This window comes from Acinetobacter towneri, assembly GCF_001758345.1.
GTDB lineage: Bacteria > Pseudomonadota > Gammaproteobacteria > Pseudomonadales > Moraxellaceae > Acinetobacter > Acinetobacter towneri_A.
Genome location: NZ_MKQS01000001.1, coordinates 183,055 through 207,179, shown reverse-complemented (window position 1 = coordinate 207,179; position 24,125 = coordinate 183,055). Strand labels below are relative to the sequence as shown.

The window sequence follows — 24,125 nt, the reverse complement described above, 5'->3', positions numbered from 1 at the left end:
GGTTGTAACCAAAGATGGAGGAGTCAGAAAATCCACAGCAACATTCCAAATACAAGGTGTTATTTTAAACATCATATATTTGAAATGAGTTGATCGCCATTTATGAATCTATTTTTGCTCTAAAATTATGGCTTAATCGAACTATACAAGATTGCCGTGTGAAAGAAGTCATTCAGCCTTGAAAGCAAACTCTGCTATAGTAAACCCAGATTTTGGGGCATATAACAATGAATTTTAATTTTGAAATAGACAGTACTTGGTGCTTAGAACAATTAGTCAAAGATGGCAAAATTACTGAACGTGATCAGGCTTTGGTCCAAACCACGCATCGTCAACGTGATCAATTAAAATGGCATCCACTACAATGGATTGCCAACTTTAATTTGGTCGATCTAAGCCATCCCCAAACCACTTTAACTTTAAACCGTTTATGCCAATGGCTGGCTGATAAATCAGGCTTGCCATTTTATATTATTGATCCATTAAAAGCCGATGTTGCCGCTTTAACTGCTGTGATGTCGCAGGAATTTGCGCTGCATAACCGTATTTTAGCGGTAGAAGTGACTGCAGATGCGGTATTAATTGCGACAGATCAACCTTATAAAAAAGAATGGGTTGCTAACTTAGAACATAGTTTATTGCCCAAAAAAATTCAGCGGGTTTTACTCAGCCCAGATCAATTACAGCGCTACTTGATTGAATATTACCAAGTGAGTCGTGCAGTACATTCATCGCAAAAATCTTCTGCACATGATCGCGAAAATAAAGGGGTCGAGGCTTTATTGCAATTGGGCGATACCCAAAACCCAGATGCCAATGATCAACATATTGTGAAGTTGGTGGATTGGGTGCTGCAATTTGCCTTTGAACAAGGCGCAAGTGATATCCATCTCGAACCACGCAAAGACACAGGCAAAGTACGTTTTCGTATTGATGGCGTGTTGCATACGATCTATAACATGCCTGCCAATACACTCACAGCAGTCATCTCACGGATTAAAATTTTAGGGCGTATGAATGTAGCCGAAAAACGTAAACCGCAAGATGGACGTTTAAAAACCCGCACTCCAAAAGGGCAAGAAACTGAACTGCGTTTATCGACCTTGCCAACGGCGTTTGGTGAAAAACTGGTGATGCGTATTTTTGACCCCGAAGTATTGGTACGCAGTTTTCAACAATTGGGTTTTGATAGTCGTTTGTTGAATGAATGGCATGCACTGACCGCACATAGTCACGGCATTATTTTGGTTACAGGCCCTACAGGTTCGGGTAAAACCACCACGTTGTATTCATCCCTAAAGCAATTGGCCACCGACGAAGTCAATGTCTGCACTATTGAAGATCCGATTGAAATGTTAGAACCAAGTTTTAACCAAATGCAGGTCAATACTGCAATTGATTTAGGTTTTGCTGAGGGTGTGCGTGCCTTAATGCGTCAAGACCCTGACATTATTATGGTCGGGGAAATTCGAGATCAGGATACCGCAAATATGGCGATTCAAGCGGCACTGACGGGACATTTGGTTTTATCGACACTGCATACCAATGATGCGCCTTCAAGTTTGACTCGTTTGCATGATTTAGGCGTGCAGCCATTTTTGACTGCTGCCACAATTTTAGGCGTTTTGGCACAGCGTTTAGTGCGTAAGCTGTGTCCACATTGTAAGCAGGAAGGCTCAATAAATGAAAAAGATTGGGAACATTTGACCTTTGACTACATTATGGAAATGCCAGCACAAGTGTTTAAACCTATTGGATGCGATGAATGTCGTCAAACAGGTTATAAAGGTCGGGTCGGAATTTATGAATTTATGCCTTTAAGTTTAAACACCAAACAGCTCATCAGCGCTAATGCCAATTTAAATGAATTACGTCAGCAAGCTAAAAAAGAGGGCATTGAACCGTTACGTATTGCGGGCGCGCGTAAAGTTTTAGAAGGTGTGACCACTTTAGAGGAAGTGTTGCGCGTAGTGCCATTAAATTAGCAGATTCAAACTTTTTAAAAATGAATTTTAAAAAAATGGAAATCTTAAGATTCAGCTCATCTTGCTTTGTTTTAATTACCATAACGAAATGAGCAACACAAAAAGGTGAAGCAATGAAATTTACAATGAAAGCAATGTTGATGGCAGGTTTAATGGCAACGGCTTCAATCACTATGGCAAACGACAGCATTAACACCCAAGCACTACATCAAAATGTAACGGTAAAACAAGCATTAAGCCTGAAAGATGACAGTAAAGTGCAGTTAAAAGGTTATGTGGTGAAATCTATTGGTGATGAAAAATATCAGTTCCGTGATAACACAGGCACCATTACAGTCGATATTGATGATGATTTATGGAATGGCAAAGCAATTTCTGCCAAAACGCCTGTTACCTTAATCGGTGAAGTGGATATTGATCATAAACCTGCAAAACGTATTGAAATAGATGTGGATCAAGTTCGTTTCTAAATCTACGCTGTGTAAAACAGCATTATTTCTTACACAAAACTGATTTCACTCAAAAGCCACATACGCTGTAAGGTGTATGTGGTTTTATCATGTAAAGTATTTTCAAATCATAAAATTTTGAAGCATAAATAACAGAGAATGATATGCGCATACTCTTGGCTGAAGACGATGTATCTCAAGCAGAAAGCATAAAAACTTGGCTGGAAATGGATGGCTATAATGTTGATTGGGTTGAGTGTGGCGATCATGCCATTTTAGCCATTCAGCAGCATCATTATGATTGTGTGTTGTTAGACCGTGGGTTGCCTAGAAATAGTGGTGATGAAATTCTGCACGCATTACGACAGCAGCAACAGGACACACCTGTTATTTTTATTACTGCGCGCGATAGTATTCAAGATCGAGTACAGGGACTTGATTTAGGCGCCAATGATTATTTGGTCAAACCGTTTAGCCTTGAAGAACTATCAGCGCGGGTACGCAGTCAATTACGCAATGCGCAAAGTCTTCCGACAAAGCAGCTTGAATTTGCCAACTTGGTTTTAGACACGCAAAGTAAACAAGTGAAAGTGGATGATCAACAGGTCAATTTAACAGCTAAGGAATTCCAGATTTTACATAAACTGATGCAAAACCCACAGCATGTGGTGACTCGTGAACAGCTCGAAGAGTCTTTATATGCATGGGGCGATGAAATTGAAAGTAATGCGATTGAAGTATTTATTTATCAATTACGCAAAAAAATTGGCAGTAGCCGTATTAAAACCATACGAGGTTTAGGCTATCGTATGCAGCAAAATAACTAATTCAGTTTGATCTCCGCATGTCTAAACAGGTTATTTCTTTACAGTCCAAACTGGTTAAAAGCTCCGTTTTAAGCTCGGTCTTGGCGGGTGGGTTCGCGCTGATTTTATTATTGGCGGTTGCCAGTTATCAGACCATGCGTGTGCATGACGACATTATGGATGAAATAGCCGATATGTTGCTGCGAGCAGACTTGCGTGACCATGCAGGCAATCAGGTCGATGAGTTGAGTGAGCAATTTCATATTGCTTATCAATTGGGTTTAGATGATCTGATTCTGACTACCTCTGAAGATGAACATGACATTTCTYAGCTTCACTTGCCTCAGCTTGCTGTGGCATCTGAGCATGGTTTTTCATTTCACTGGCAAGACGGGCAAATTTGGCGCAGCTATGTGGCAGAGGAAGATGGCTTGCATGTGATTGTCGCGCAGCCGCTTAAATATCGCTTCAAGGAAACTGCTGCAACCAGTTTAGGTTATGCCGCTATTTTATTGCTGTTGTGGTTACTGCAATGGGCCATTGTGCATTTTATGATTGGTCGTCAATTTAATCGGATTCAGCAACTCTCCCAACAAATTGCAGAAAAAAATCAACATGATTTGACGCCAATTATCCCCACGCAACCTGAATTGAAAGAACTGCAACCGATGCTGCAGCAATTGCATAAATTGTTGGGGCGGGTAGAGCAATCTTTAATTGCAGAACAGCGATTTACTGCAGATGCCTCGCATGAATTACGCTCTCCTTTATCTGCCATTCAATTGCGTTTACAGGTGTTAAAACGTAAATACCACCAACAACCTGAGTTGGCACAAGATTTAGAGCAAATTCAGCGTGATGTCAGCCGTGGTACACAGGTATTGGAAAACTTGCTGTTATTGGCACGTTTAGACCCGACCGATGCTGCATCATTAAAAAAAAGTGCGGTATCTATAGCAGACTTGGTACAGGAAGTTTTACAAAGCCTGACACCATTTATTCAGGAAAAAGCCATTCAGATTCAGTCAGATATTCAACAGATACAAGTGCAAGGCAATCCTGAATTGCTATTTAGCTGCCTGCGTAACTTAATTGACAATGCCGTGCGTTATGCAGCACCTCAAGGAAGTATTTGGATTGAAGCAAAACCGCATGAATTGATGCAGGAAATTTGCATCGCCGACAATGGTCAAGCGGTGACTGATGAAGTGTTGGCACGTTTGGGCGAACGTTTTTACCGTGCTTTGGGCAGCAAAACTCAAGGTTCTGGTTTAGGATTGTCGATTTGTAAGAAAATTATAGAGTTGCATGCAGGAAAAATTGAATTTTTACGTGCTGAACAAGGTGGATTAAAAGTGCGCATTTTGTTGCCTAAAGCACAACTGTAACTATGCTTAGTTTTGGGAAGCAAGTTAAAATTGAACAAGTCAGCACTTAAAAGCAGTATGCGCTGATTCATACTGCTGTTTCCACGTTTGTTATTGTGTTGATTGTTTTAATTATTTTGTGAGAATAAGACGATTGTTACGGGTTAAGCGTAAACGATATTCTTCACCTGCATGCAAAATACGAATTTCGCGTCCTAGCGCAAACAAGTTATTTGAATGTAACATAGGTAGGGCATGCTGAGTGTCTGAATGACGTGAAAATAGGTTAAATGGGGCGTTCATTTTTGTTACTCCGTGGTGTGTAAGAATTGTTTTAAATGATAATCATTATCATATAATCCTGTCAACGGATTATTGTTGAATTTATAAAAGTCTACAATTTGCAGTGAAACGTACATTGCAAAAAAAGGAATCGGGTTCATGTCTAAGCCAAATATTCATGTGGCAATTGCGTTGTTATTTCATCAAAACAAAGTGTTAGTGGGGTGGCGCGAAGCCAAACAACATCAGGGCAATAAGCACGAATTTCCAGGTGGAAAAGTAGAAGCAGGTGAAACCCCTGTAGATGCCTGCCGCCGTGAAGTGTTCGAAGAAGTGGGTATTGGGATTCAGCACTGGCATGCCTTTGATATTATTWGCCATGAATATGATGATGTGATTGTCAATCTCCATATTTTTCAGGCTGCTGTACCCGCGGCGTTATTAAAAGATATTCAAGTGCCTTGGATGTGGTTTAGCCGCCCGCAACTTTTAGAGCTGAATTTTCCGAACGCCAATCGTGCAATTGTGCAACGACTAGCGTGGCAACAGACAATTAAAGTCAGTGATGATTTAAAACAATTGACAAATTTGCCTAAGCAAAAGCTACTGTATTGGCGGGTTGAGCCAAACCCTGCATGCAAGGTCGAATTGTCGGAGTATGGCATTGAGCAACTGGGGCAAGTGATTGTCAATTTGGAATTGTGGAAGCAATTAAATACGATTCAGCATCATGCTATTGCAGCAATTCATTTGAAACAATCGCAACTGATGGAATTACAAAAGGGCGATTTAAAAGTCGGGCAGCGATATATTGCAGCGTGTCATGACATTGTTTCGGCACAACATGCACAGCAAATTGGTTGTGAAGCAATTTTACTCAGTCCTGTTTTGGCAACCACCACGCATGATGATGCCACACCTTTAGGATGGGAAAAATTCCAGCAGATTGCTGAATTTGTCGATATTCCTGTGTTTGCTTTGGGTGGCTTAACTCAGGATGATTTAGCTACGGCAGAGCAGCATCATGCCTATGGCATTGCAGGTGTACGTTTTATTTAATTTTTTCTAGTTTGCACAAAAAAAATTGCAAATGTGATATCACTCAGCGATTTTTCAGTTGATTAAATCACTGCCATTACAAATTTTTTAAAGCCTGTTGAGCCTGCGCAAGGCTTTTAGCATTATTTTGTTGCTGTGCTGCTTTTTGAAGGACTAACCACAATTGACGTTTCATGGCAGCGCTTTGCGCATAAGTTAAACCGCGGCGTGCCAAAGCTTCGGCATTGGCAGGTTGTTTCTTTTGGTTGGCAATTAAAGCCAAATATAAATAGGTCTCAGCCGCTTGCGGGGCAAGTCGCTGCGCTTGCAGAGCCGCAGTTTCGGCCTGATTGAATTGGCCTTTTTTATACGCGGTCTGGGTTTGCTGCATCAACTTTTGAAAAGCAGGTAAATTGCGGCCATCTTCTAGTTTTTGTTGTACCTTCTGTTGTGGCACCACCACTTGCAGAGATTGACGCTTAATTTCTTCACGTTCATAAGGACGAATAACCACACCTTCTGGTGTAGTCACAGTGTGAGGTTTCTCAGGCGCAGGCTGAGATGCGGGCGTTTYAGGTAAACTCTGGCAAGCTACAATCGTTGCCATCGTCCCTACTACAAACGTGGTGAAAAAAACTTGCCTTAAAAGAGATAATTTCATAAGCCTAACTGACCGATATCCTCAAGTTTAATTGATATAACTGCCGCTTGAGATGACACGACCATCGGTATTGTCATCCGTTACAGGTTCTGTTTCACGGATATAATTCTCGATACTATCACTGGTCTCAGGAGCTGCTTGCTGAGTTTCGGTATCGGGTTGGTAAACGGGTTCAACTTGATAGTGTGAAAAACCACATGCGGTTGCCTGACGCGGTACATTATTACGATTTATAGGAATGTACATCGCGCCTTCACAGCCTTGCGCAGATAAATGTCCCGTATTGCGGTCAATCCAATGCCATTGAATTTGTTCAGTCTGACGTAAGTTGACAGGTTTTTGGCGCAATTGCTGCATTACATTGCTCCACACGGGCAAAGCACCAGACGAGCCTGTTAAGCCTGTGACTTTGTTATCATCCAAACCGAGCCATACAACGGTTAAATAATTGCCTGAATAGCCTGCAAACCATGAATCACGGGTATCATTGGTGGTACCAGATTTGCCCGCCAATTTCAAATCTTTCGATAGGCTATTATATGCCGCACGACCTGTACCAGAACTCATGACTTGCTGTAAACCATAATTCAAAATATAGGCGGCAGAAGGATCAATGGTTTGTTGTACAGTTAAACCATAACGGTCAAGTAAACGTCCATTGGCATCGACCACCGTACGAATCGCTTTGGTCGGATATTTAAAACCACCAGTGGCAAAGTTGCCATAAATATCCATCACCTGCATAGGCGATAAATCTACTGCACCCAAGAAAATAGACGGATAGTGCGGAATTGCATCACTCGGGACACCAAATTTAATGAGGTGATTACGGAAGGTCGATAGTCCAAATTCCTGTCCTAAACGAACTGCAGATAAGTTATAAGACTGAGATAAGGCTTGTGACATAGGCACAATCCCGTGATCGCTGCCACTGTAATTACGGGGTGTCCATGATTTACCATCAATCGGGATGCTGATCTGACTATCTTCTACAGGGCTTGCCCAGTTATAACGACCAGACTCAATTGCACTTAAATAAATAATCGGTTTGAGCAGCGAGCCAACTTGACGCTTGGCATCCAAGGCACGGTTAAAGCCAGTAAAATCTTGCGTAGAACCCACCGCTGCTACTAACTCGCCATTTTCAGGATGAGAAATTAGCACCGCACCCTGTAAGTCTTTTAAGCGTTTTGGATTGGCTTTGCTTAAACGCTCAACTGATGCTTTAAAAGCATTTTGTACGTTGGTTTGCGCAATAGGATCAAGCGTGGTGAAGATACGCAAACCCTGATTGGTCAAATCTCCTTCTTGATATTCAGTACGCAATTGACGGCGGACTATATCCAAAAAGTCGGGGAAGCGGGCAGGTCCGAGGGAAGGTTTTGTAATGACATTTAAAGGGCGTGCAGTTTCTTTTTCATATTGTTCTTGGTTTAAATACCCCATCACCAACATATTGTTTAGCACAATATCACGGCGTTTCTTGGCAGCTTCTGGATTGCGCCAAGGATTATATAATGATGGGCCTTGTACCAAACCCACTAAAAAAGCTTGCTGTGCAATGTTGAGTTCACGCAATGGCATACCAAAATAAAACTGTGAAGCCAAACCATAACCGTTAATAGAGTAGTTACCGTTTTGTCCTAAATTTACTTCATTTAAATAAGCTTCTAAAATTTCATCTTTGTTGTAATGTAGCTCAATCAGCATCGCCATGAGCGCTTCATTGGCTTTACGCTTTAAAGTGCGTTCTGGACTTAAATAAAAGTTTTTTACCAATTGCTGGGTAAGAGTGGAACCGCCCTGACGTTTGCCACCAGTGACGTTGCTGACAATTGCACGTGCAGTACCACGAATTGAAACGCCGTAGTGTTGATAGAAATTGCGATCTTCGGTAGCGATGAGGGCTTCAATCAATGGTTTAGGTACTTTATTCAGTTTAATCAGTACTCGATCTTCATTGTGCTGCGGATAAATCCCGCCAATTAACATGGGTTCTAAGCGTGCGATACCCGTATTAGAAGGTTTGGTGGCACTTACTTCACTAATTTGATTGTTAGCAAAACTGACTTTTAAAACCTGTTCAGGTTCGACACTATCGCCAAAGTCAAAACCACGGGTATGCACAAATAAGGTATTGCCATCTGTGACATAACTGCCTGTTTTGGCGTAATTATCCGTATTTTTATAACCCAGCAGTTTTAGTTCTTGCGTAAAGTCAGTCTGACTCACAGGTGCATTGCTATACACTTCTAATGGGCGTGCAAATACCTTGGCTGGAATATCCCATCGTTGTCCCTCGAATTTGTCTCTGACAATATTATCTAGACGAATCAAGTAGATACTAAAAGCAATAAACCCACCAATAACGATAATGCAAAACAGTAATGCAATTATGCCTATGCCACGCTCAGACTTCATAAATCGCGATAAGATCCTGATAAATTTTGCTAATCATGCGAAGCTTTTACTGAATTTGCAATAATTAATCTGTGACTGAAGAGAAAATTAAGTTTGATTAGATAGTATTACCTTGTTGTAAGCCTTCACAGTGGTTAAGGGTGGTGCTTAAGTTCAAAATGCGATTCATATTTAGGTCGAAAAACTTATAAGTAAAACTAAAACCTGCTTTTAAATAAGGCTGTAAGTATTCATCATTACAATTAGTTTCGGTAATCAAGTGAATGTATTCTGCTGTAAAATCAGATTTAGTTAAGGGTGTGATGATCGTGTATGCAACATCTTGATCCATAAGAACGACATCTATAAAAGTTGATTTATCCTCATTTTGTAAAGGGAATGATTGTTTTGTATCTTCTATATCGGCTTTGAGTTGTTCTATAAGATTATTACCTGACATATTAGTCATGGAGCTTTCTGAATGATTAACTTTGTTTTCAATGGGCTGGATAAAGTTTATGGGCTTATTGATGTTAAGTTCTTGTGCTTTTTCTTCATAGAAATTTAAGTAACCATGTTTAGCCAAAAACATAAGTCCAACAAAAAATATTCCTGCTCCGTAAATGGCTAAATATTTATTAAGATTCATAAAAATGACCGATCTATTCTTTAAGTTTAAGCAAAAAAGATGTTTTTAGGATGGGATAGCATACAGATTTTTTGTTGTATTAGCTTGTTAGAAGCTTTAAATATCTTTGATTTTTCTCGTTTTGAGGCTGTTTTATTTTATGAAAACTTTGTGTATAGAAAAGTATGAAAATAAAATGATTGTTTTAAGAAATCACACTCTAAACAATCAGAATTTCGAGCAACTAAAGTTTTTTTAAATCAATCGGGTTAGTGCTATTATAGGCATCGAATCGTAGCGGAGCGATATCGCAGGTGCAAATTTCACATAAGAACTTTCGGAACATTGGACTGATTGGGCGTACGGACAAATATTCTGTCGTAGAAACATTATGTCTGATTCACGACCATATTTTAGGATTGGGTTTGCATCCCGTTTTTGATTCTGACACTGCTCAACTTGTACCTTATAACAATACCCAAACGGTTAGCCGTGCTTTATTAGGTGAAGTGGTCGATTTAGTGATTGTAGTGGGTGGTGATGGTTCTTTGCTGCATGCAGCGCGTGCCTTGGTCAAATACAATACTCCTGTGATTGGGGTGAACCGTGGTCGTTTAGGTTTCTTGACCGATATTAAACCGACTGAAGTTATTTTTAAATTAGATCAAGTGTTACAAGGTCACTTCCAGTCAGACCGTCGTTTTTTACTGGAAATGGAAGTGCGCTCTAAAGGCGAAATCATTTATGAAGCGATTGCTTTAAATGATGTGGTGCTGCATTCAGGTAAGTCTGTACACATGATTGATTTTGAACTGAACATTGATGGGCAGTATGTCTACCGTCAGCATAGTGATGGTCTGATTGTTTCAACCCCAACAGGTTCAACTGCTTATGCTTTGTCGGGTGGTGGGCCAATTGTACATCCAAGCATGGATGCAATTGCGTTGGTGCCTATGCATCCACATACGTTGTCTTCGCGTCCAATTGTGGTGGGCGGACACAGTGAAATTAAAATCCAGATTCGTGAAAACCGTGTGTTGCCAATGGTCAGTGCCGATGGTCAACATAGTGTTTCATTAAATGTTGGAGATAGTTTGCATATCCGCAAACATCCTTATAAATTAAATTTATTACATCCACCAGGTTATGACTTCTATATGGCATGTCGTACCAAGTTAGGGTGGAATCAAGATTTTGAATCAATGCAACAGCAGGATGAATGATGAATATTGAACAAATGCTTGCCGTACTCGATCCTGAAATTGTTGGACGTTTAAAAACGGCAATTGAAATTGGCAAGTGGCCTAACGGTGTTGCGCTGACCCAAGAGCAACGTCAAATTTGTATGCAAGCAGTGTATGCGTGGGAAATGAAAAACCTGCCTGAAACTGAGCGTAGTGGCTATATTGACCGTGGTACTAAAGAAGAAGGTGAGCAGTGTGATGACGATCATCACAAGCATGATGAATTTAAACCAATTCGCTTTGTTTAAATGATAAGCCAGTGCTTTTAGAAAAATTGAAAGAAAAAAAAGACACCTGAGATTGGTGTCTTTTTTTTGTATCTTCAATAAGTTTTTAGTTGTGACGATTTTGCCAAAGCTGCTGGGCATTTTGCATCGCTGCTGCATAATCATCACATACGCCCATTGTATATAAAGCAATGCCCATAGTTTCGGTAATGGCAACTTCACCATATTCATGCGTGTGCTGACCTGACCACACAGCTTTAAACACGGCCAAATCCAGTTCTTCTTCGACAGGGCTACGGTTATCGGTCAGTTTAGGTAGTTCATGTTCATATGAAGCGCCATTTTTGATGCCACAAATTAAAGTTTTGGCATCGGGATTGCGCTCAAATTCTCCACCTTCACCTTTAATCACCGCACTGTTTTGATAACCTAACTGAAATGCGGCTTGTTGATGTGAGCTGCGATAGGCAGGGTGAAAAATCGCCTGCATAGTCGCTTTGGCATTAAAAGGATTGATTAAACGAGCAAGGGTATGAATGGGTGAGCGTAAACCCATCACATTGCGTAAATTAATCAGCTCACTCAAAATCGGTGAAATAACATCCAATGGTAAATAAGCAAAATTACACTGAGCTAATTGCTGCTCAACCTCTAGGTCATTTTGGCAAATTGGATAATCTAAATATTGCAGCGCTTGTTCGGTATATAAACGGTTGATGGTATGCCCTGAAGCACCATGCATCACCACTTTATAACCATGTTTTGCCAAAGTCAGCGCTGCCAATAAAAACCACGGGTAATGTCTGCGTTTACCTGCATAAGATGACCAGTCTAAATCTACCTGAAGCGGTTTAAATTGCAGTTGATCACGTGTGGCTTGCACAAAACCTGCTAATTCCTCTACAGATTCTTCCTTCACACGTAGCAGCATTAAAAAAGCACCCAATTGCACATCCAACACTTGATTGCGCAAAATCATAGAAAAAGCTTGATAGGCTTCATCATAGGTCAGTGAACGTGCGCCTGTTTTGCCTTTGCCAATAATACGGATAAATTGTGCAAATGGATGTTCTGCATCTTTATAAATATTTCTTTTATTGGGGTTTGTATTTGGCATAAGCGAGTTCACATCACATCAATTTTAATTTAACTAGTGTATAAACTTCGGCAACAGTTTGCAGCACTATTCACAACTTCAGTTTATACAAGCGCCACATGTTGTGTTTGCACATCTGAAATGGCGACTAAAGTTTGACTGTAAAGTAAGACAATCTGTAGGGATAACACATGACAGCCTGAATAAAATTGCATAGCATGGATACTGTTGAAAACAACAATTGAAAAAATAAAGGATTGGATATGCTGGCTTATGATGCTGATTTAGAATTATTTAGAGATAACTTTAGACGTTTTATGCAGGAGCATATTGCACCGCATTATGCTACGTGGGAACGTGAGGGCATCATGCCGCGTAGTGTGTGGAATCTGTTAGGGGAAAATGGTTTTTTATGTATTGATGTGCCTGAAGAATATGGCGGTTATGGTGTTCCAACGCATTATTCTTTAATGTTGGTCGAAGAATCGGCACGTGCAGGTTATAGCGCACTTTCTACAGGTATTTCCTGTCACTCTGAAATCGCTGCACCGTACATTTTGCATATTGGTACAGAAGAACAAAAACAATACTGGCTGCCTAAAATGGTGTCGGGTGAAGTGGTCGGTGCAATTGGCATGACCGAGCCAGGCGCGGGTTCAGATTTGCAAGCCATGCGGACCAATGCCATTTTGCAAGATGATCATTATGTACTAAATGGCTCTAAAACCTTTATTTCTAATGGTCAGCATGCAGATTTGGTGGTATTGGCAGTAAAAACAGATCCGCAAGCACGTGCCAAAGGCGTATCGCTCATGTTGGTCGATACTCATTTAGAAGGCTTTAAAAAAGGCACCAATTTGGAAAAAATTGGTTTGCATTCACAAGATACCTCAGAGCTATTCTTTGACAATGTCAAAGTACCGAAAAATCAATTGTTAGGACAGGCAGGGCATGGTTTTGCCTACTTAATGCAAGAATTGCCGCGTGAACGTACTGCAATTGCTGCCACGGCATTGGGTGCTATTCGTGGTTCAATTGATGTGACCACGCAATATGTGCAAGAGCGTCAGGCGTTCGGACAAGCGATTGGTCAGTTCCAGAATACCCGTTTTGTATTGGCACAGGCGAAAATTGATGAATTGGCAACTGCTGCTTTTTATAATCAAAACGTCGAATTGTATATGCAGGGCGAACTGGACGTAGAAACTGCAGCCGCTCTAAAAAGCTTTGCAACCGATATGCAAATGAAAGTTGCCGATCAATTGCTACAACTGTTTGGCGGTTATGGTTATATGACGGAATATCCAATTTCTCGTTTCTTTGTTGATGCGCGAATCCAGCGGATTTACGGCGGAACAAATGAAATTATGAAAGAAATTGTCGCGCGTGGTTTATTGGGGCGTTAAAACAATGCTTCAAAGTCTAATTGAATAAAGATCAACGATCATCATCAGAGTCAGCCCCGTGCTGGCTCTTTTTTATGATTTCATCAGAGTTAAAAATAATGCGCTGATTGAGAATTACACTTAAAAAAATTACACCGCTTAGAATGAGAGATAAAAAAGAAATGTAGAGTTGCACAGTTTTAAGCGGTACGTTGTGCAAAGTTAAAACTTAAATGTATAGATTGAGAATGTTTTGCTCAACTGTATGTTTTTGCATCTGAAACACTGAAAGTTGTATTGCGCAACATTTGAAAGCTAACTATTGTTATACTATTTGCAAAATGTTTTTGAAGGGCGACATAACAATGATCCAAGACGATCAGAACACAACGACTTCTCTTGATCTCGCTAAAATCCGCGAAGATATTGACTCTGTAGATCAACAGATTCAGCAGCTGATTAACCGTCGAGCACAACTTGCTGAAGCGGTGGCGAAAGCAAAATTTGCAGCAGAAGAGAGCCCGTTGTTTTACCGTCCTGAACGTGAAGCGCAAGTTTTACGTAATGTTATGGAACGCAACGAAGGGCCGTTGTCCGATGTGACCATGGCACGTTTATTTCGTGAAATTATGTCGGCATGTTTGGCACTTGAAGCGCCACAAAGTATTGCTTTTTTAGGGCCAATTGGTACTTATACACATTCCGCAGTGCTTAAACATTTTGGTCATGATGCGATTGTACGTCCTTTGCCTACTATTGATGAAGTATTTCGTGAAGTGGAAGCAGGTAGCGCTCACTATGGTTTAGTGCCTGTCGAAAACTCGTCTGAAGGTGTGGTGAACCATACTTTAGATTGTTTTAAATCATCGTCATTAAATGTGATTGGTGAAGTGGAGTTGCGTATTCATCACCAATTTCTTGTGTCTGAAAATACCCGTAAAGACAGCATTAAACAAATTTATGCGCATCAGCAAACTTTGGCACAATGCCGTAAATGGTTAGATGTGCATTATCCAGGGGTGGAACGTGTAGCACTCAGCTCAAACGCAGAAGCAGCACGCCGTATTCGTAATGAATGGCATTCTGCTGCAATTGCCTCTGAAATAGCGGCCAATATTTACGAACTCGAAATTTTACATAGCAATATTGAAGATAACCCAGAAAACACTACACGTTTCTTGGTGATTGGTCGTGAGAAAGTTCCACCAAGTGGCAACGACAAAACTTCATTGTTGGTATCTGCACATGACCGTGCAGGGGCACTGCTCGAAATTCTTGCACCATTTGCGAAGCATAATATTAGCTTGACCAGTATTGAAACGCGTCCTGCATTGCCAGAAAAATGGGCCTATGTATTCTTCATTGACCTTGAAGGGCATGTCGAGCAAGACAATGTCCGTGCAGCGATTGAAGAAATCCGTCCATTAGTGAAAGAAGTTCGTGTCTTGGGCTCTTATCCTGCTGCCGTGTTATAACCGTATTTAATTTAGTGGTGCGCATGTTTATCATGCGCACCACCTTTATCACCTAGTCAACTGGAAGTGTAAAATGTCGTTTGTCCCAGCCAATGAAGGCATCTCGAAGTTAAAGCCTTATCAACCAGGTAAACCAATCAGTGAGCTTGAGCGTGAGTTGGGCATTTCAGATATCGTCAAACTTGCTTCAAATGAAAACCCATTGGGCTGTTCAGACAAAGTCAAAGAAGCTGTTGCAGCAGAAATTGCTGAAATTGGTCGTTATCCAGATGGTGGTGGTTTTATTCTAAAAGACCAAATTCACAAACAATTTGGCTTCGCGCATGATCGCATTACTTTGGGCAATGGTTCAAATGATTTGCTAGAAATGTTTGCGCGTACTTTCGTTTCAGACCAAGATTCGGTGTTGTATAGCCAGCACGCCTTTGCAGTATATGCTTTGCTAACACAAGCCATTAATGCACAAGCCATTGAAGTGCCTGCCAAAGGTTTTTCACATGACCTGGATGCTATGGCGGCAGCAATTCAAGACAACACCAAGTTAATTTTTATTGCAAACCCAAATAACCCAACAGGTACATGGTTTGAAGAGGCTGAATTTGAAGCCTTTATGCAAAAAGTTCCTGCACAGGTGATTGTGGTATTAGATGAAGCTTATGTGGAGTATTTTCCAGAAAACTTCAACAGCCTCAAATTCCTTGAGCAATATCCAAACTTAATCGTGAGCCGTACTTTATCTAAGTGTTATGGTTTGGCGGCACTACGCGTTGGTTTTGCTTTGGCTTCAGTTGAAGTGACTGATTATTTAAACCGTATTCGTCAACCCTTTAACGTCAATCACTTGGCAATGGTGGCTGCGGTTGCGGCATTAAAAGATGAAGATTTTATCGAAAAATCACGTATTGCTAACAAAGCAGGCATGGCACAATTGGAAGCAGGCTTTAAAGCATTAGGTCTGAATTATGTGCCTTCACGTGCTAACTTTATTTTGGTAGATGTGGAAGCCGATCCAGGTCAAACTTTTAATGCTTTATTGAAAGAAGGTGTGATTGTACGTCCTGTGGGTATTACAACCCATTTACGTATTTCAATTGGTACAGAAGCAGAAAATGCGAAGTTTCTCTGTGCGTTAGCCAAAGTATTGGGCAAGGAAGCAAAGGCATAAAACATGGCGCAACCATTGTTTGAAAAAGTTGCATTTATCGGACTCGGGCTCATTGGTTCGAGTTTGGCACGTGTAATGCTGGCGGAAAATTTAAGTCGGCATATTGTGGCATCGACCCGTTCTGAAAAAACGCTGCAAGATGCTTTTGAATTAGGATTAATTGAACAAGGCTTTAATAACCCTATTGATGCGGTACAAGGCGCAGATTTAGTGGTCTTGGCGCTACCTGTGCAAGCCACAGAAAAAGTCTTGCGATTAATTCAACCACATTTGGCAGACAATGTAATTCTGACCGATGTAGGCAGTACCAAAGGCAGTGTCGTGGCTGCAGCCAAAGCGGTATTTGGTGAACATTTACCTGCAGGTTTTGTACCCGGGCATCCGATTGCTGGGGCAGAACATACGGGCGTGCATGCAGGCAAGGTCGATTTATTTGCCAATCACAAAGTCATTTTGACACCATTGCCAAGCAGTGCGCCGTGGGCAGTCAATAAACTGATTCAAATGTGGGAAAGCGCCAAAGCCGAAGTAATTTGCATKGATGTGGAAAAACATGATGAAGTATTGGCATATACCAGTCATCTTCCACATTTAATGGCCTTTAATTTGGTCGAACAATTGGCAAATCGTGAAGATAATTTAGACATTTTTCGCTATGCTGCGGGGGGCTTTCGTGACTTCTCGCGTATTGCAGCAAGCGATCCACAAATGTGGCATGATATTTTCTTTGCCAATAAAACTGCATTGTTAAAAGCGGTGGATGGCTTTGAAAGTCAACTTGCGATTATTCGCCAACTGATTGAACAAGAAGACTCGCATGCTTTAATGGGCTTGCTAGGACATGCGCAAGCGGCACGACAGCACTTTAATCATATGCTCGCCAAGAAACCTTTTATGGAGAACAATCACGTGACACAACAATTTACGATTTTGCCGGGTGCTAAGACTTTCAAAGGTAAATTTACCGTACCAGGTGACAAATCTGTGTCACATCGTTCCATTATGTTTGGTGCAATTGCCGAAGGCACTACGCATGTGACTGGTTTCCTTGAAGGTGAAGATGCATTGGCGACTTTGCAAGCATTCCGTGATATGGGGGTGAGCATTGAAGGCCCTAAAAATGGTGAGGTCACCATTCATGGCGTAGGTATGCAAGGTTTAAAAGCACCTGCAGGCCCAATTTATATGGGTAACTCAGGCACATCTATGCGTTTGTTGGCAGGCATGTTGTCTGCACAGCAGTTTGATTCTGTTATGACAGGTGATGCGTCATTGACCAAGCGTCCAATGGAGCGTATTGCTAAACCATTGCGTGAAATGGGGGCACAAATTCAAACAACGGGTGAACGTGGCACACCGCCGGTATCTATTACAGGTACGCAAGCGTTAAAAGGCATTCACTATGATTTGCCAATGGCATCTGCACAAGTGAAATCAGGTATTTTATTGGCAGGGCTTTGGGCAGAAGGTGAAACCTCAGTGACTGAGCCTGAACCAACGCGTGACCATACCGAACGTATGTTACGTGCATTTGGTTACGAAGTGAAAACTGAAGGCAACCGTATTTCATTGCAAGGTGGCGGTAAATTGGTGGGTACAGATATTCAAGTACCTTCTGATATTTCATCTGCGGCGTTCTTTATGGTGGGTGCAGCCATTACAGAAAATTCAGATGTCACCTTGGAAGCGGTGGGCATTAACCCAACTCGTACAGGGGTGATTGAAATTCTGAAACAAATGGGCGCAGACCTGAGCGTGGAAAATGAACGTATTGCAGGTGGTGAACCAATTGCAGATATTCGTATTCGTGGTTCACGTACTTTAAAAGGGATTCATGTTCCTGAAGATCAAGTGCCATTGGCGATTGATGAATTTCCTGCATTGTTCATTGCTGCAGCTTGTGCTGAAGGTCAAACTGTACTGACAGGTGCTGCAGAATTACGCGTGAAAGAATCAGACCGTATTCAAGTGATGGCAGATGGTTTAAAAACCATGGGTATTGACTGCACACCCACTGACGATGGCATCATCATTCAGGGTAAAGGCAAAGCGGGCGATTGGTCCGCGATATTCACAGGCGGCGAGATTGAATCACATCACGATCACCGTATTGCCATGAGTTTTTCTATGGCAGGCTTGCGTACTTCTGGAGAAATTAAAATTGTCGGTACAGAAACAGTAGCGACAAGTTTCCCAACCTTTACTGAGCTTGCAGGTGTGGCAGGTCTGAATATTCAAGTGACAGAATAAGCCAAAACGATACGGGCTGCGATGACAAATCGCAAAGCCTAGACTTTATGCTGAAACAGCCAAGCTTTTGCTTGGCTGTTTGCGTTTTATTGCTTATGCTAAACCCATACAAGAAAAAAGCCTTTGGGTTCGAGCATGCGCAAATTAAAATTTATGGCAAATTGTGAAAATAAACAAGAGTTACAAGATTGCACTTTGGCACAGAATTATGTGGCGAATTTACTTTCACAAAACTTATCTCACTATGGCTTTCAAACGTTGCCGCAGAGTGGTGCACAAGTCGCTGTAAGTGTAGATCAACATGCGCTGCCTTTGGCTGTGAACTGTCAAAGCCGAGGTGAGGATGGACACCTTGTTTGTGAAATTACTTCATACCCGAATGAAGAACAAGACTGGCTAGAACGGATTACAGAGCAAAGTTTATTAAATCAATTGGCGCAAGCGGTAGAAAATACTCTGAAAGAAGACCAATCTTTTAGTGAATTTGAGTGGAAAGGTTAAACTAGGACGATATGTGTTGGATGTTTAAAATCTATACATGATTTTTAAATCAAAATCATTCGTTTTTTTTATTGAAATGTCATCTAAATGACACATCGCAACCGTATATTAAGCAGCAAGAACAATACAACAAAATAATTTTTATTAACCCGCTTAATTTGGGAGAGTTAAGTGGGTTTTTTATTGCCTAGAGAAAAGTTGTAAGTACTGTAATAAATAACATCAACTGATTAAAGAGAACCAATGTTTTTAAAAGCATGCGCTGAAATAAAAGTACCTCAGTATCTACGTAGGATTGATCTTATGAGATCATCGTCAGGAAGCACAACGCAACGTGTTTTTCCGATAGGGTTAAACAAAAACACGCATTGGAGTTTGTTGAAAGCTGCTGCTATAGTGAGCGCAGTATTTTTTTATTTAGGTGGTTTATGCTCGCTTTAATTTCTCCAGCCAAGACTTTAGATTATGAAACTGCATTACCAAGCGATGAATATACTCAACCTAGATTACTTGAACATTCACAAGAGTTAATTGATGTAGCACGTAAACTTTCTGCTACAGAAATTGCCAGTTTAATGAGTGTCAGTGAAAAAATTGCCACTTTGAATGTCGAGCGTTTTCGTGACTGGCAAGCAGAGTTTGATCTTGCTAATGCACGTCAGGCCATGTTTGCCTTTAAAGGTGATGTGTACACAGGCTTAGATGCTTATAGTTTATCTGCTGCAGAGATTGGGTTTGCTCAACAACACTTGCGCATGCTATCTGGCTTATATGGCTTATTGCGTCCATTGGATTTAATGATGCCGTATCGTTTGGAAATGGGCACTAAATTGTATAATCCGCGCGGTGAAAATTTGTATCGTTTTTGGGGCGATATCATCACCAATTTAATTAACCAAGATTTAAAACACAATCAGTCAGTATTATTGGTGAATCTAGCTTCCGATGAATATTATAAGTCGGTGCAGGAAGCAAAAATTCAGGCTGAAATTATTAAACCTGTGTTTTTAGATCAGAAAAATGGCAAATATAAAGTCATCAGTTTTTATGCCAAAAAAGCCCGTGGTTTGATGGCGCGTTTTATCATCGAAAATAAGTTGGAACGCGCAGAAGAGTTAAAAGCCTTCAATAGTGAAGGTTATTACTTCGATGCAGACAGTTCTTTAAAAGGCGAATTGGTCTTTAAACGTGACGAGCAAGCAGCCTAGCTGTTGCTTTAATCGTTAAATCTCCCATCATGCTAACGAATGGCAGATGGGAGAGGCTGACAAATCTCATGTTAGTATGACTTAAAGCTGTTTAAAGGCTTCAACGGCACGTAAACGACTGAGTTTTAAATCAACAATTGGATGAGGATAATCCAGTTTTAGATTTGGATTTTTCGCATACGGTTCATGAATGTTTTTTGCATCCAAATGTGCCAGTTCAGGTAGCCATGTGCGAATATAATCACCATTAGGATCAAATTTTTGTGATTGGCTCACTGGGTTGAAAATTCGAAAATAGGGCACTGCATCTGTACCAGTTGAGGCACACCATTGCCAGCCACCGTTATTGGCAGCCAAATCGCCATCAATTAAATGTTGCATAAACCACTGTTCGCCCAAGCGCCAGTCAATCAACAAGTTTTTACACAGAAACATCGCGCAAATCATTCTGACTCGATTATGCATCCAGCCCGTTTGCAAAAGTTGTTGCATCCCCGCATCCACAATGGGGATGCCTGTTTTTCCTCGCTGCCATGCAGCTAAACCTGCAGGATCATTGCGCCACGCCACCTGTGCGGTCTGATCTTTAAAAGGACGGTGCTTGGAAACTTTGGGATAATCAAACAAAATATGTTGATAAAACTCACGCCAAAGTAATTCATCTAACCAAGTTTGTTGTCCTGCATTTTCGAGATGAAAATGCCCTTGTGAATGCGCAAAAACCGCAGCTAGACATTGCCGAATGGAGAGAATGCCACAGTTCAAATACGCAGATAATTGGCTGGTACCAGACAACGCAGGAAAATCACGTTGTTGCTGATAATCGTGCATTTGTTCACGTGTAAAATCATCCAACAAGTGCTGTGCATGTTGTTCCGTGACTGCCCATAAATTTTGTTGTGCCGTTGGAAGCGGGTCGAAACCTAAGTGTTCTAAACTTGGCACTTTAGAGAGATATTGTTTAGGAAGTTGGATGGGTAGTTGTGGTTGCGGCTGAGGAAAGCAACGCGGAATACTGACATTCAACTGTTGATAGGCATATTTTTTAAATGCGCTGAATACCTGATACGGTTTCATGCTCTGATTGCGCACCGTACCCACAGGAAAAAGCGTGCGGTCATGGTACAACACCAAGTCCTGACCGTGTTGGTTCAAGGCTTGTTGAACTTCAAGATCACGTTTTAGCTCATTCACTCCCAATTCAATATTGGCATAAATATTTTGAATTGGATGTGTGTCCTTTAATGTTTGACACAGTTGGAGCAGCGTTTGTGCAATGTCAGCGCAAGATGGCGTGATTTGAACAATCAGTGGGATATTGAGTTGTGCGAGTTCGTCTTTTAGTGCATTTAATTGACGCAAGTAAAAGTCAATTTTAATCGGCGCATCGTGATGTAAACGATATTGCTGAGGCGAAAGAATCACCACGCCAATACAAGCTCCTGCTTGGCTAGCATGCCAAAGCGCGGTGTGATCTGAAATTCTTAAATCTTGTCGGAACCAAACTAAATTATAGTTTTGCATGGGAAGAATGCTTGATGTGGTCGCTAGAAAGGTGACTTCATTATAAGCATGACTGGGTAAAATTGTCTTAAATGCGAAGGGTTTAATTGTCCAATAAAACGACAATGGCTGTGTTGATTTTTTCTGTAATGATCTTTCCTCAATAGTCTGCCTGAAAGGATCTTTCAGTCATGTGCTTATCCTAAATTTTAGAATGACAAACAAAAAAGGCAAAGTAAAAATACTTTGCCTTTTGCTTCGATCGTTACTGATCTTAGTGGTGATGACCACCCGCACCATGTACGTGACCGTGATCTAATTCTTCTTGAGAAGCTTCACGGATTTCAACGATTTCAACTTCAAACGTTAAATCTTGACCAGCAAGTGGGAAGTTTGCATCAACAATTACGTTGTCGCCTTCAACTGCTTTTACAGTTACGATTTGAACGCCATCATCAGTTTGCGCTTGGAACTGCATGCCTGCTTGGATGTTGTCTACACCTTGGAACATTTGTGCAGGAACTTCTTGTACTAAGTCTGGGTTGTATTCGCCATAACCTTCAGCTGCAGGTACGTTTACAGTAAATTTTTCACCTACTGCTTTACCTTCTAACGCTTTTTCTAAACCAGGGATGATATTACCTGCACCATGCAAATAGGCAAGTGGTTCACCTTGAGATTTGTCGAGAGTTTCACCCTCTGCGTTAGTCAATGTGTAGTGGAAAGAAACCACGAGGTCATTTGCAATAGCAGTCATGTTATTGATCCATTCAATTTTTTAAGGGTACATCATAAAGTGAAACGTGGAATTTGTTATAGACATTTCTGCAAATTCTTCACTTTTCCGAGTTTTTTATGACATTTTTTAGTTAATCGGGGCAAATTTTATAATTTCAATGCAAATTTATGCGTCATACCTATAAATTTGCAGATTTTACTGCAGGCTCATTTTAAGCTCTTTGCATGATGTGTAGATGACAATAAAAAAGATGGGACATTGCCCATCTTGGTGATATTTAATTCTTGAGGATCATCGGCTTCTAACCGAGTGAAGTTTTTTCATCTTCTACAGGTTGATGGCTAAAGAAATTAAACAAACTACCAAACCACATCATGATTCTTTCAAAAATATTGGCTTCAACAATGTTGACCTGTTCTTCAATCGCAAAACTGTTAATCAATTGGTTATTTTGATAAACGTGTACGGTTGCCAGTTTCATGACCTGTGCTAATGGCGCAGTCAGCAATTTTTCAGACAATTCAATATTGACATGCGTTTGTGTACGCTGTGCAGGTTCAAGTGTTTCTAATTCGCCTTGTGCATTCACAAGTTGTAGACGTTGAGTGCTTTGATCGAACTGCGACAAGTTAATTGCATGTGGCTGTTCATACAGCGATGTCGTCACAAACTTTGGCTGACTGCTTTCAATCTTGAACATGCGTAAGGTCGATTTCACTACAGGCAATTCTGCAATCATTTGTTTGGGTTTAATCGCGACTTCATTACGGGTATAGCTATAGGCTAAATTTAATAATTGATGTGCCACTTCAGCGCGTTTTTGCGCACTCTTAGTTCCCATCACCACCACCACTAAACGACGTTCAGGTGCAGCACTATCCAGTGTTGGGCGGTTTGCAGTTAAAGCAAGGTTGTAGCCTGCAGCTTTGGTGTAGCCTGTTTTTAACCCATCTACACTTGGGTCTTGTTTTAATAATATATTGGTCGCACGGTGAAAGTGCTGATTGTAGGTAAAACTAGTTTGTTTTGAATAAGCCAAATAATCGGGTGTTTCAGTCACTATCGCTTGTGCTAAACGTGCCATATCTGCCGCAGAAGAATAATGATTAGGCATAGTCACACCAGATGGATTCTGAAAATGTGTATCTTGCATGCCCAAAGCTTGCGCTTCCTGATTCATTCGGGCGATAAACTGCGGCACACCACCTGCAACACGTTCACCTAAAGTGAGTGCAGCATCGTTAGCAGACATAATAATTAAACCTGCCAATAGTTGATCTATCGAAATCTGTTCACCTGCTTTTAGATACATTTGTGATTCATCCCACATCACTTGCTGTACTACAGGTGTTGCGGTCAAGATTTCATTTCGGTCTAATTTACCTGCCTGAATATCTTTGAGCACAATATAAGCCACCATCATTTTAGTGAGTGAAGCAGGTGCACGTTGTACGTGACTATTGTGCTCTGCAATCACTTGCCCAGATTGTGGGTCTAAAATTGCCCATGCTTCGGCTTCTACACTTTCAGCTTGAATATTCAATAATGCGGCATGCGTGATTGCGCTGGATAGCCAACAGAGCAGCGCAATCAGATAGATAACACGTTTCAAAGAGGTTCCTTATTTACACCAATCCATTGGTGTCACAATGGTTTTAAGCAGCAAAAACAATGTCAATAGACTAGCGCATGCTATGCCTTTTTTGTGCAGTTGGC

21 protein-coding genes are annotated in these 24,125 nt (G+C 41.1%); 13 read left to right on the top strand and 8 right to left on the bottom strand.

Annotated elements, in window-relative coordinates; genetic code table 11:
- Nucleotides 1-227 precede the first annotated feature (227 nt).
- The 4 genes from BJN41_RS00890 to BJN41_RS00875 all read left to right on the top strand — a co-directional run bounded on the left by BJN41_RS00890 (nucleotide 228) and on the right by BJN41_RS00875 (nucleotide 4,628).
- The gene (locus BJN41_RS00890; protein WP_070152331.1) at nucleotides 228-1,985 is read left to right on the top strand and encodes a GspE/PulE family protein; all 1,758 of its coding nucleotides are present in this window, start codon (nucleotides 228-230) and stop codon (nucleotides 1,983-1,985) included.
- Nucleotides 1,986-2,098: 113 nt separating this feature from the next.
- Complete coding sequence (locus BJN41_RS00885) at nucleotides 2,099-2,455, top strand: NirD/YgiW/YdeI family stress tolerance protein (protein ID WP_070152328.1); 357 nt, start codon at nucleotides 2,099-2,101, stop codon at nucleotides 2,453-2,455.
- 143 nt (nucleotides 2,456-2,598) lie between these two features.
- On the top strand, nucleotides 2,599-3,261 hold the full coding sequence (locus tag BJN41_RS00880; protein ID WP_070152325.1) for a response regulator transcription factor: 663 nt from the start codon (nucleotides 2,599-2,601) through the stop codon (nucleotides 3,259-3,261).
- A gap of 17 nt (nucleotides 3,262-3,278) precedes the next feature.
- Nucleotides 3,279-4,628, top strand: a complete 1,350-nt coding sequence (locus tag BJN41_RS00875; RefSeq protein WP_070152322.1) for a sensor histidine kinase — start codon at nucleotides 3,279-3,281, stop codon at nucleotides 4,626-4,628.
- 111 nt (nucleotides 4,629-4,739) lie between these two features.
- Here BJN41_RS00875 and hemP read toward each other — a convergent pair whose 3' ends face one another.
- Nucleotides 4,740-4,910: a hemin uptake protein HemP gene (hemP, locus tag BJN41_RS00870; protein ID WP_004972965.1), complete on the bottom strand. Its 171-nt coding sequence runs from the start codon at nucleotides 4,908-4,910 to the stop codon at nucleotides 4,740-4,742.
- Nucleotides 4,911-5,048: 138 nt separating this feature from the next.
- Here hemP and BJN41_RS00865 point away from each other — a divergent pair, with 138 nt between their 5' ends.
- Entirely contained in the window at nucleotides 5,049-5,948 is a 900-nt protein-coding gene (locus tag BJN41_RS00865; protein ID WP_070152319.1) for an NUDIX domain-containing protein, read from the top strand.
- 76 nt (nucleotides 5,949-6,024) lie between these two features.
- Here BJN41_RS00865 and BJN41_RS00860 read toward each other — a convergent pair whose 3' ends face one another.
- From BJN41_RS00860 to BJN41_RS00850, 3 genes are all read right to left on the bottom strand, one after another.
- Nucleotides 6,025-6,534, bottom strand: a complete 510-nt coding sequence (locus BJN41_RS00860) for a tetratricopeptide repeat protein (protein ID WP_227515195.1) — start codon at nucleotides 6,532-6,534, stop codon at nucleotides 6,025-6,027.
- An 81-nt stretch (nucleotides 6,535-6,615) separates the two neighbouring features.
- Nucleotides 6,616-9,009, bottom strand: coding sequence for a penicillin-binding protein 1B (mrcB, locus tag BJN41_RS00855; protein ID WP_070152313.1), 2,394 nt, complete (start codon nucleotides 9,007-9,009; stop codon nucleotides 6,616-6,618).
- 97 nt (nucleotides 9,010-9,106) lie between these two features.
- Nucleotides 9,107-9,637: a hypothetical protein gene (locus tag BJN41_RS00850; RefSeq protein WP_019836673.1), complete on the bottom strand. Its 531-nt coding sequence runs from the start codon at nucleotides 9,635-9,637 to the stop codon at nucleotides 9,107-9,109.
- Between the two features lie 284 nt (nucleotides 9,638-9,921).
- Between BJN41_RS00850 and BJN41_RS00845 the strand changes: the two genes are divergently transcribed.
- Nucleotides 9,922-10,839 carry an NAD(+) kinase gene (locus BJN41_RS00845; RefSeq protein ID WP_201787564.1) on the top strand — a complete coding sequence of 306 codons (918 nt, stop codon included), beginning with the start codon at nucleotides 9,922-9,924 and terminating at the stop codon, nucleotides 10,837-10,839.
- Entirely contained in the window at nucleotides 10,839-11,108 is a 270-nt protein-coding gene (locus tag BJN41_RS00840) for a YeaC family protein (protein WP_026438048.1), read from the top strand. Before BJN41_RS00845 ends, BJN41_RS00840 begins: the two co-directional genes overlap by 1 nt.
- A gap of 85 nt (nucleotides 11,109-11,193) precedes the next feature.
- On the opposite strand, the gene BJN41_RS00835 is transcribed toward BJN41_RS00840, so the two are convergent.
- Nucleotides 11,194-12,204, bottom strand: a complete 1,011-nt coding sequence (locus tag BJN41_RS00835; RefSeq protein ID WP_070152307.1) for a glycosyl transferase family protein — start codon at nucleotides 12,202-12,204, stop codon at nucleotides 11,194-11,196.
- A 242-nt stretch (nucleotides 12,205-12,446) separates the two neighbouring features.
- Between BJN41_RS00835 and BJN41_RS00830 the strand changes: the two genes are divergently transcribed.
- The 6 genes from BJN41_RS00830 (at nucleotide 12,447) to yaaA (ending at nucleotide 20,167) form a co-directional block, all read left to right on the top strand.
- The gene (locus BJN41_RS00830) at nucleotides 12,447-13,589 is read left to right on the top strand and encodes an acyl-CoA dehydrogenase family protein (protein ID WP_070152304.1); all 1,143 of its coding nucleotides are present in this window, start codon (nucleotides 12,447-12,449) and stop codon (nucleotides 13,587-13,589) included.
- Nucleotides 13,590-13,933: 344 nt separating this feature from the next.
- Nucleotides 13,934-15,043, top strand: coding sequence for a prephenate dehydratase (gene pheA / locus BJN41_RS00825; RefSeq protein ID WP_019836678.1), 1,110 nt, complete (start codon nucleotides 13,934-13,936; stop codon nucleotides 15,041-15,043).
- A 73-nt stretch (nucleotides 15,044-15,116) separates the two neighbouring features.
- Nucleotides 15,117-16,208, top strand: coding sequence for a histidinol-phosphate transaminase (gene hisC / locus BJN41_RS00820; protein ID WP_070152301.1), 1,092 nt, complete (start codon nucleotides 15,117-15,119; stop codon nucleotides 16,206-16,208).
- 3 nt (nucleotides 16,209-16,211) lie between these two features.
- Nucleotides 16,212-18,458 carry a bifunctional prephenate dehydrogenase/3-phosphoshikimate 1-carboxyvinyltransferase gene (locus BJN41_RS00815; protein WP_070152299.1) on the top strand — a complete coding sequence of 749 codons (2,247 nt, stop codon included), beginning with the start codon at nucleotides 16,212-16,214 and terminating at the stop codon, nucleotides 18,456-18,458.
- A 135-nt stretch (nucleotides 18,459-18,593) separates the two neighbouring features.
- On the top strand, nucleotides 18,594-18,959 hold the full coding sequence (locus BJN41_RS00810; RefSeq protein ID WP_004972981.1) for a hypothetical protein: 366 nt from the start codon (nucleotides 18,594-18,596) through the stop codon (nucleotides 18,957-18,959).
- A 428-nt stretch (nucleotides 18,960-19,387) separates the two neighbouring features.
- Nucleotides 19,388-20,167 (top strand): peroxide stress protein YaaA, encoded by a 780-nt coding sequence (yaaA, locus tag BJN41_RS00805; RefSeq protein WP_070152296.1) that lies wholly within the window; start codon nucleotides 19,388-19,390, stop codon nucleotides 20,165-20,167.
- 81 nt (nucleotides 20,168-20,248) lie between these two features.
- On the opposite strand, the gene BJN41_RS00800 is transcribed toward yaaA, so the two are convergent.
- The 3 genes from BJN41_RS00800 to BJN41_RS00790 all read right to left on the bottom strand — a co-directional run bounded on the left by BJN41_RS00800 (nucleotide 20,249) and on the right by BJN41_RS00790 (nucleotide 24,021).
- On the bottom strand, nucleotides 20,249-21,691 hold the full coding sequence (locus tag BJN41_RS00800; protein WP_070152293.1) for a cryptochrome/photolyase family protein: 1,443 nt from the start codon (nucleotides 21,689-21,691) through the stop codon (nucleotides 20,249-20,251).
- 253 nt (nucleotides 21,692-21,944) lie between these two features.
- On the bottom strand, nucleotides 21,945-22,427 hold the full coding sequence (gene slyD / locus BJN41_RS00795) for a peptidylprolyl isomerase (protein ID WP_070152289.1): 483 nt from the start codon (nucleotides 22,425-22,427) through the stop codon (nucleotides 21,945-21,947).
- A gap of 283 nt (nucleotides 22,428-22,710) precedes the next feature.
- Nucleotides 22,711-24,021 carry a D-alanyl-D-alanine carboxypeptidase PBP6B gene (locus BJN41_RS00790; RefSeq protein WP_070152286.1) on the bottom strand — a complete coding sequence of 437 codons (1,311 nt, stop codon included), beginning with the start codon at nucleotides 24,019-24,021 and terminating at the stop codon, nucleotides 22,711-22,713.
- Nucleotides 24,022-24,125: the final 104 nt, after the last annotated feature.

What these genes read in the sequence shown, in the direction of transcription:
- BJN41_RS00890 (WP_070152331.1), top strand. Translation starts at nt 228, where the DNA reads ATGAATTTTAATTTTGAAATAGACAGTACTTGGTGCTTAGAACAATTA.
- BJN41_RS00885 (WP_070152328.1), top strand. Translation starts at nt 2,099, where the DNA reads ATGAAATTTACAATGAAAGCAATGTTGATGGCAGGTTTAATGGCAACG.
- BJN41_RS00880 (WP_070152325.1), top strand. Translation starts at nt 2,599, where the DNA reads ATGCGCATACTCTTGGCTGAAGACGATGTATCTCAAGCAGAAAGCATA.
- hemP (WP_004972965.1), bottom strand. Translation starts at nt 4,910, where the DNA reads ATGAACGCCCCATTTAACCTATTTTCACGTCATTCAGACACTCAGCAT.
- mrcB (WP_070152313.1), bottom strand. Translation starts at nt 9,009, where the DNA reads ATGAAGTCTGAGCGTGGCATAGGCATAATTGCATTACTGTTTTGCATT.
- BJN41_RS00850 (WP_019836673.1), bottom strand. Translation starts at nt 9,637, where the DNA reads ATGAATCTTAATAAATATTTAGCCATTTACGGAGCAGGAATATTTTTT.
- BJN41_RS00840 (WP_026438048.1), top strand. Translation starts at nt 10,839, where the DNA reads ATGAATATTGAACAAATGCTTGCCGTACTCGATCCTGAAATTGTTGGA.
- BJN41_RS00835 (WP_070152307.1), bottom strand. Translation starts at nt 12,204, where the DNA reads ATGCCAAATACAAACCCCAATAAAAGAAATATTTATAAAGATGCAGAA.
- BJN41_RS00830 (WP_070152304.1), top strand. Translation starts at nt 12,447, where the DNA reads ATGCTGGCTTATGATGCTGATTTAGAATTATTTAGAGATAACTTTAGA.
- pheA (WP_019836678.1), top strand. Translation starts at nt 13,934, where the DNA reads ATGATCCAAGACGATCAGAACACAACGACTTCTCTTGATCTCGCTAAA.
- hisC (WP_070152301.1), top strand. Translation starts at nt 15,117, where the DNA reads ATGTCGTTTGTCCCAGCCAATGAAGGCATCTCGAAGTTAAAGCCTTAT.
- BJN41_RS00810 (WP_004972981.1), top strand. Translation starts at nt 18,594, where the DNA reads ATGCGCAAATTAAAATTTATGGCAAATTGTGAAAATAAACAAGAGTTA.
- yaaA (WP_070152296.1), top strand. Translation starts at nt 19,388, where the DNA reads ATGCTCGCTTTAATTTCTCCAGCCAAGACTTTAGATTATGAAACTGCA.
- BJN41_RS00800 (WP_070152293.1), bottom strand. Translation starts at nt 21,691, where the DNA reads ATGCAAAACTATAATTTAGTTTGGTTCCGACAAGATTTAAGAATTTCA.
- slyD (WP_070152289.1), bottom strand. Translation starts at nt 22,427, where the DNA reads ATGACTGCTATTGCAAATGACCTCGTGGTTTCTTTCCACTACACATTG.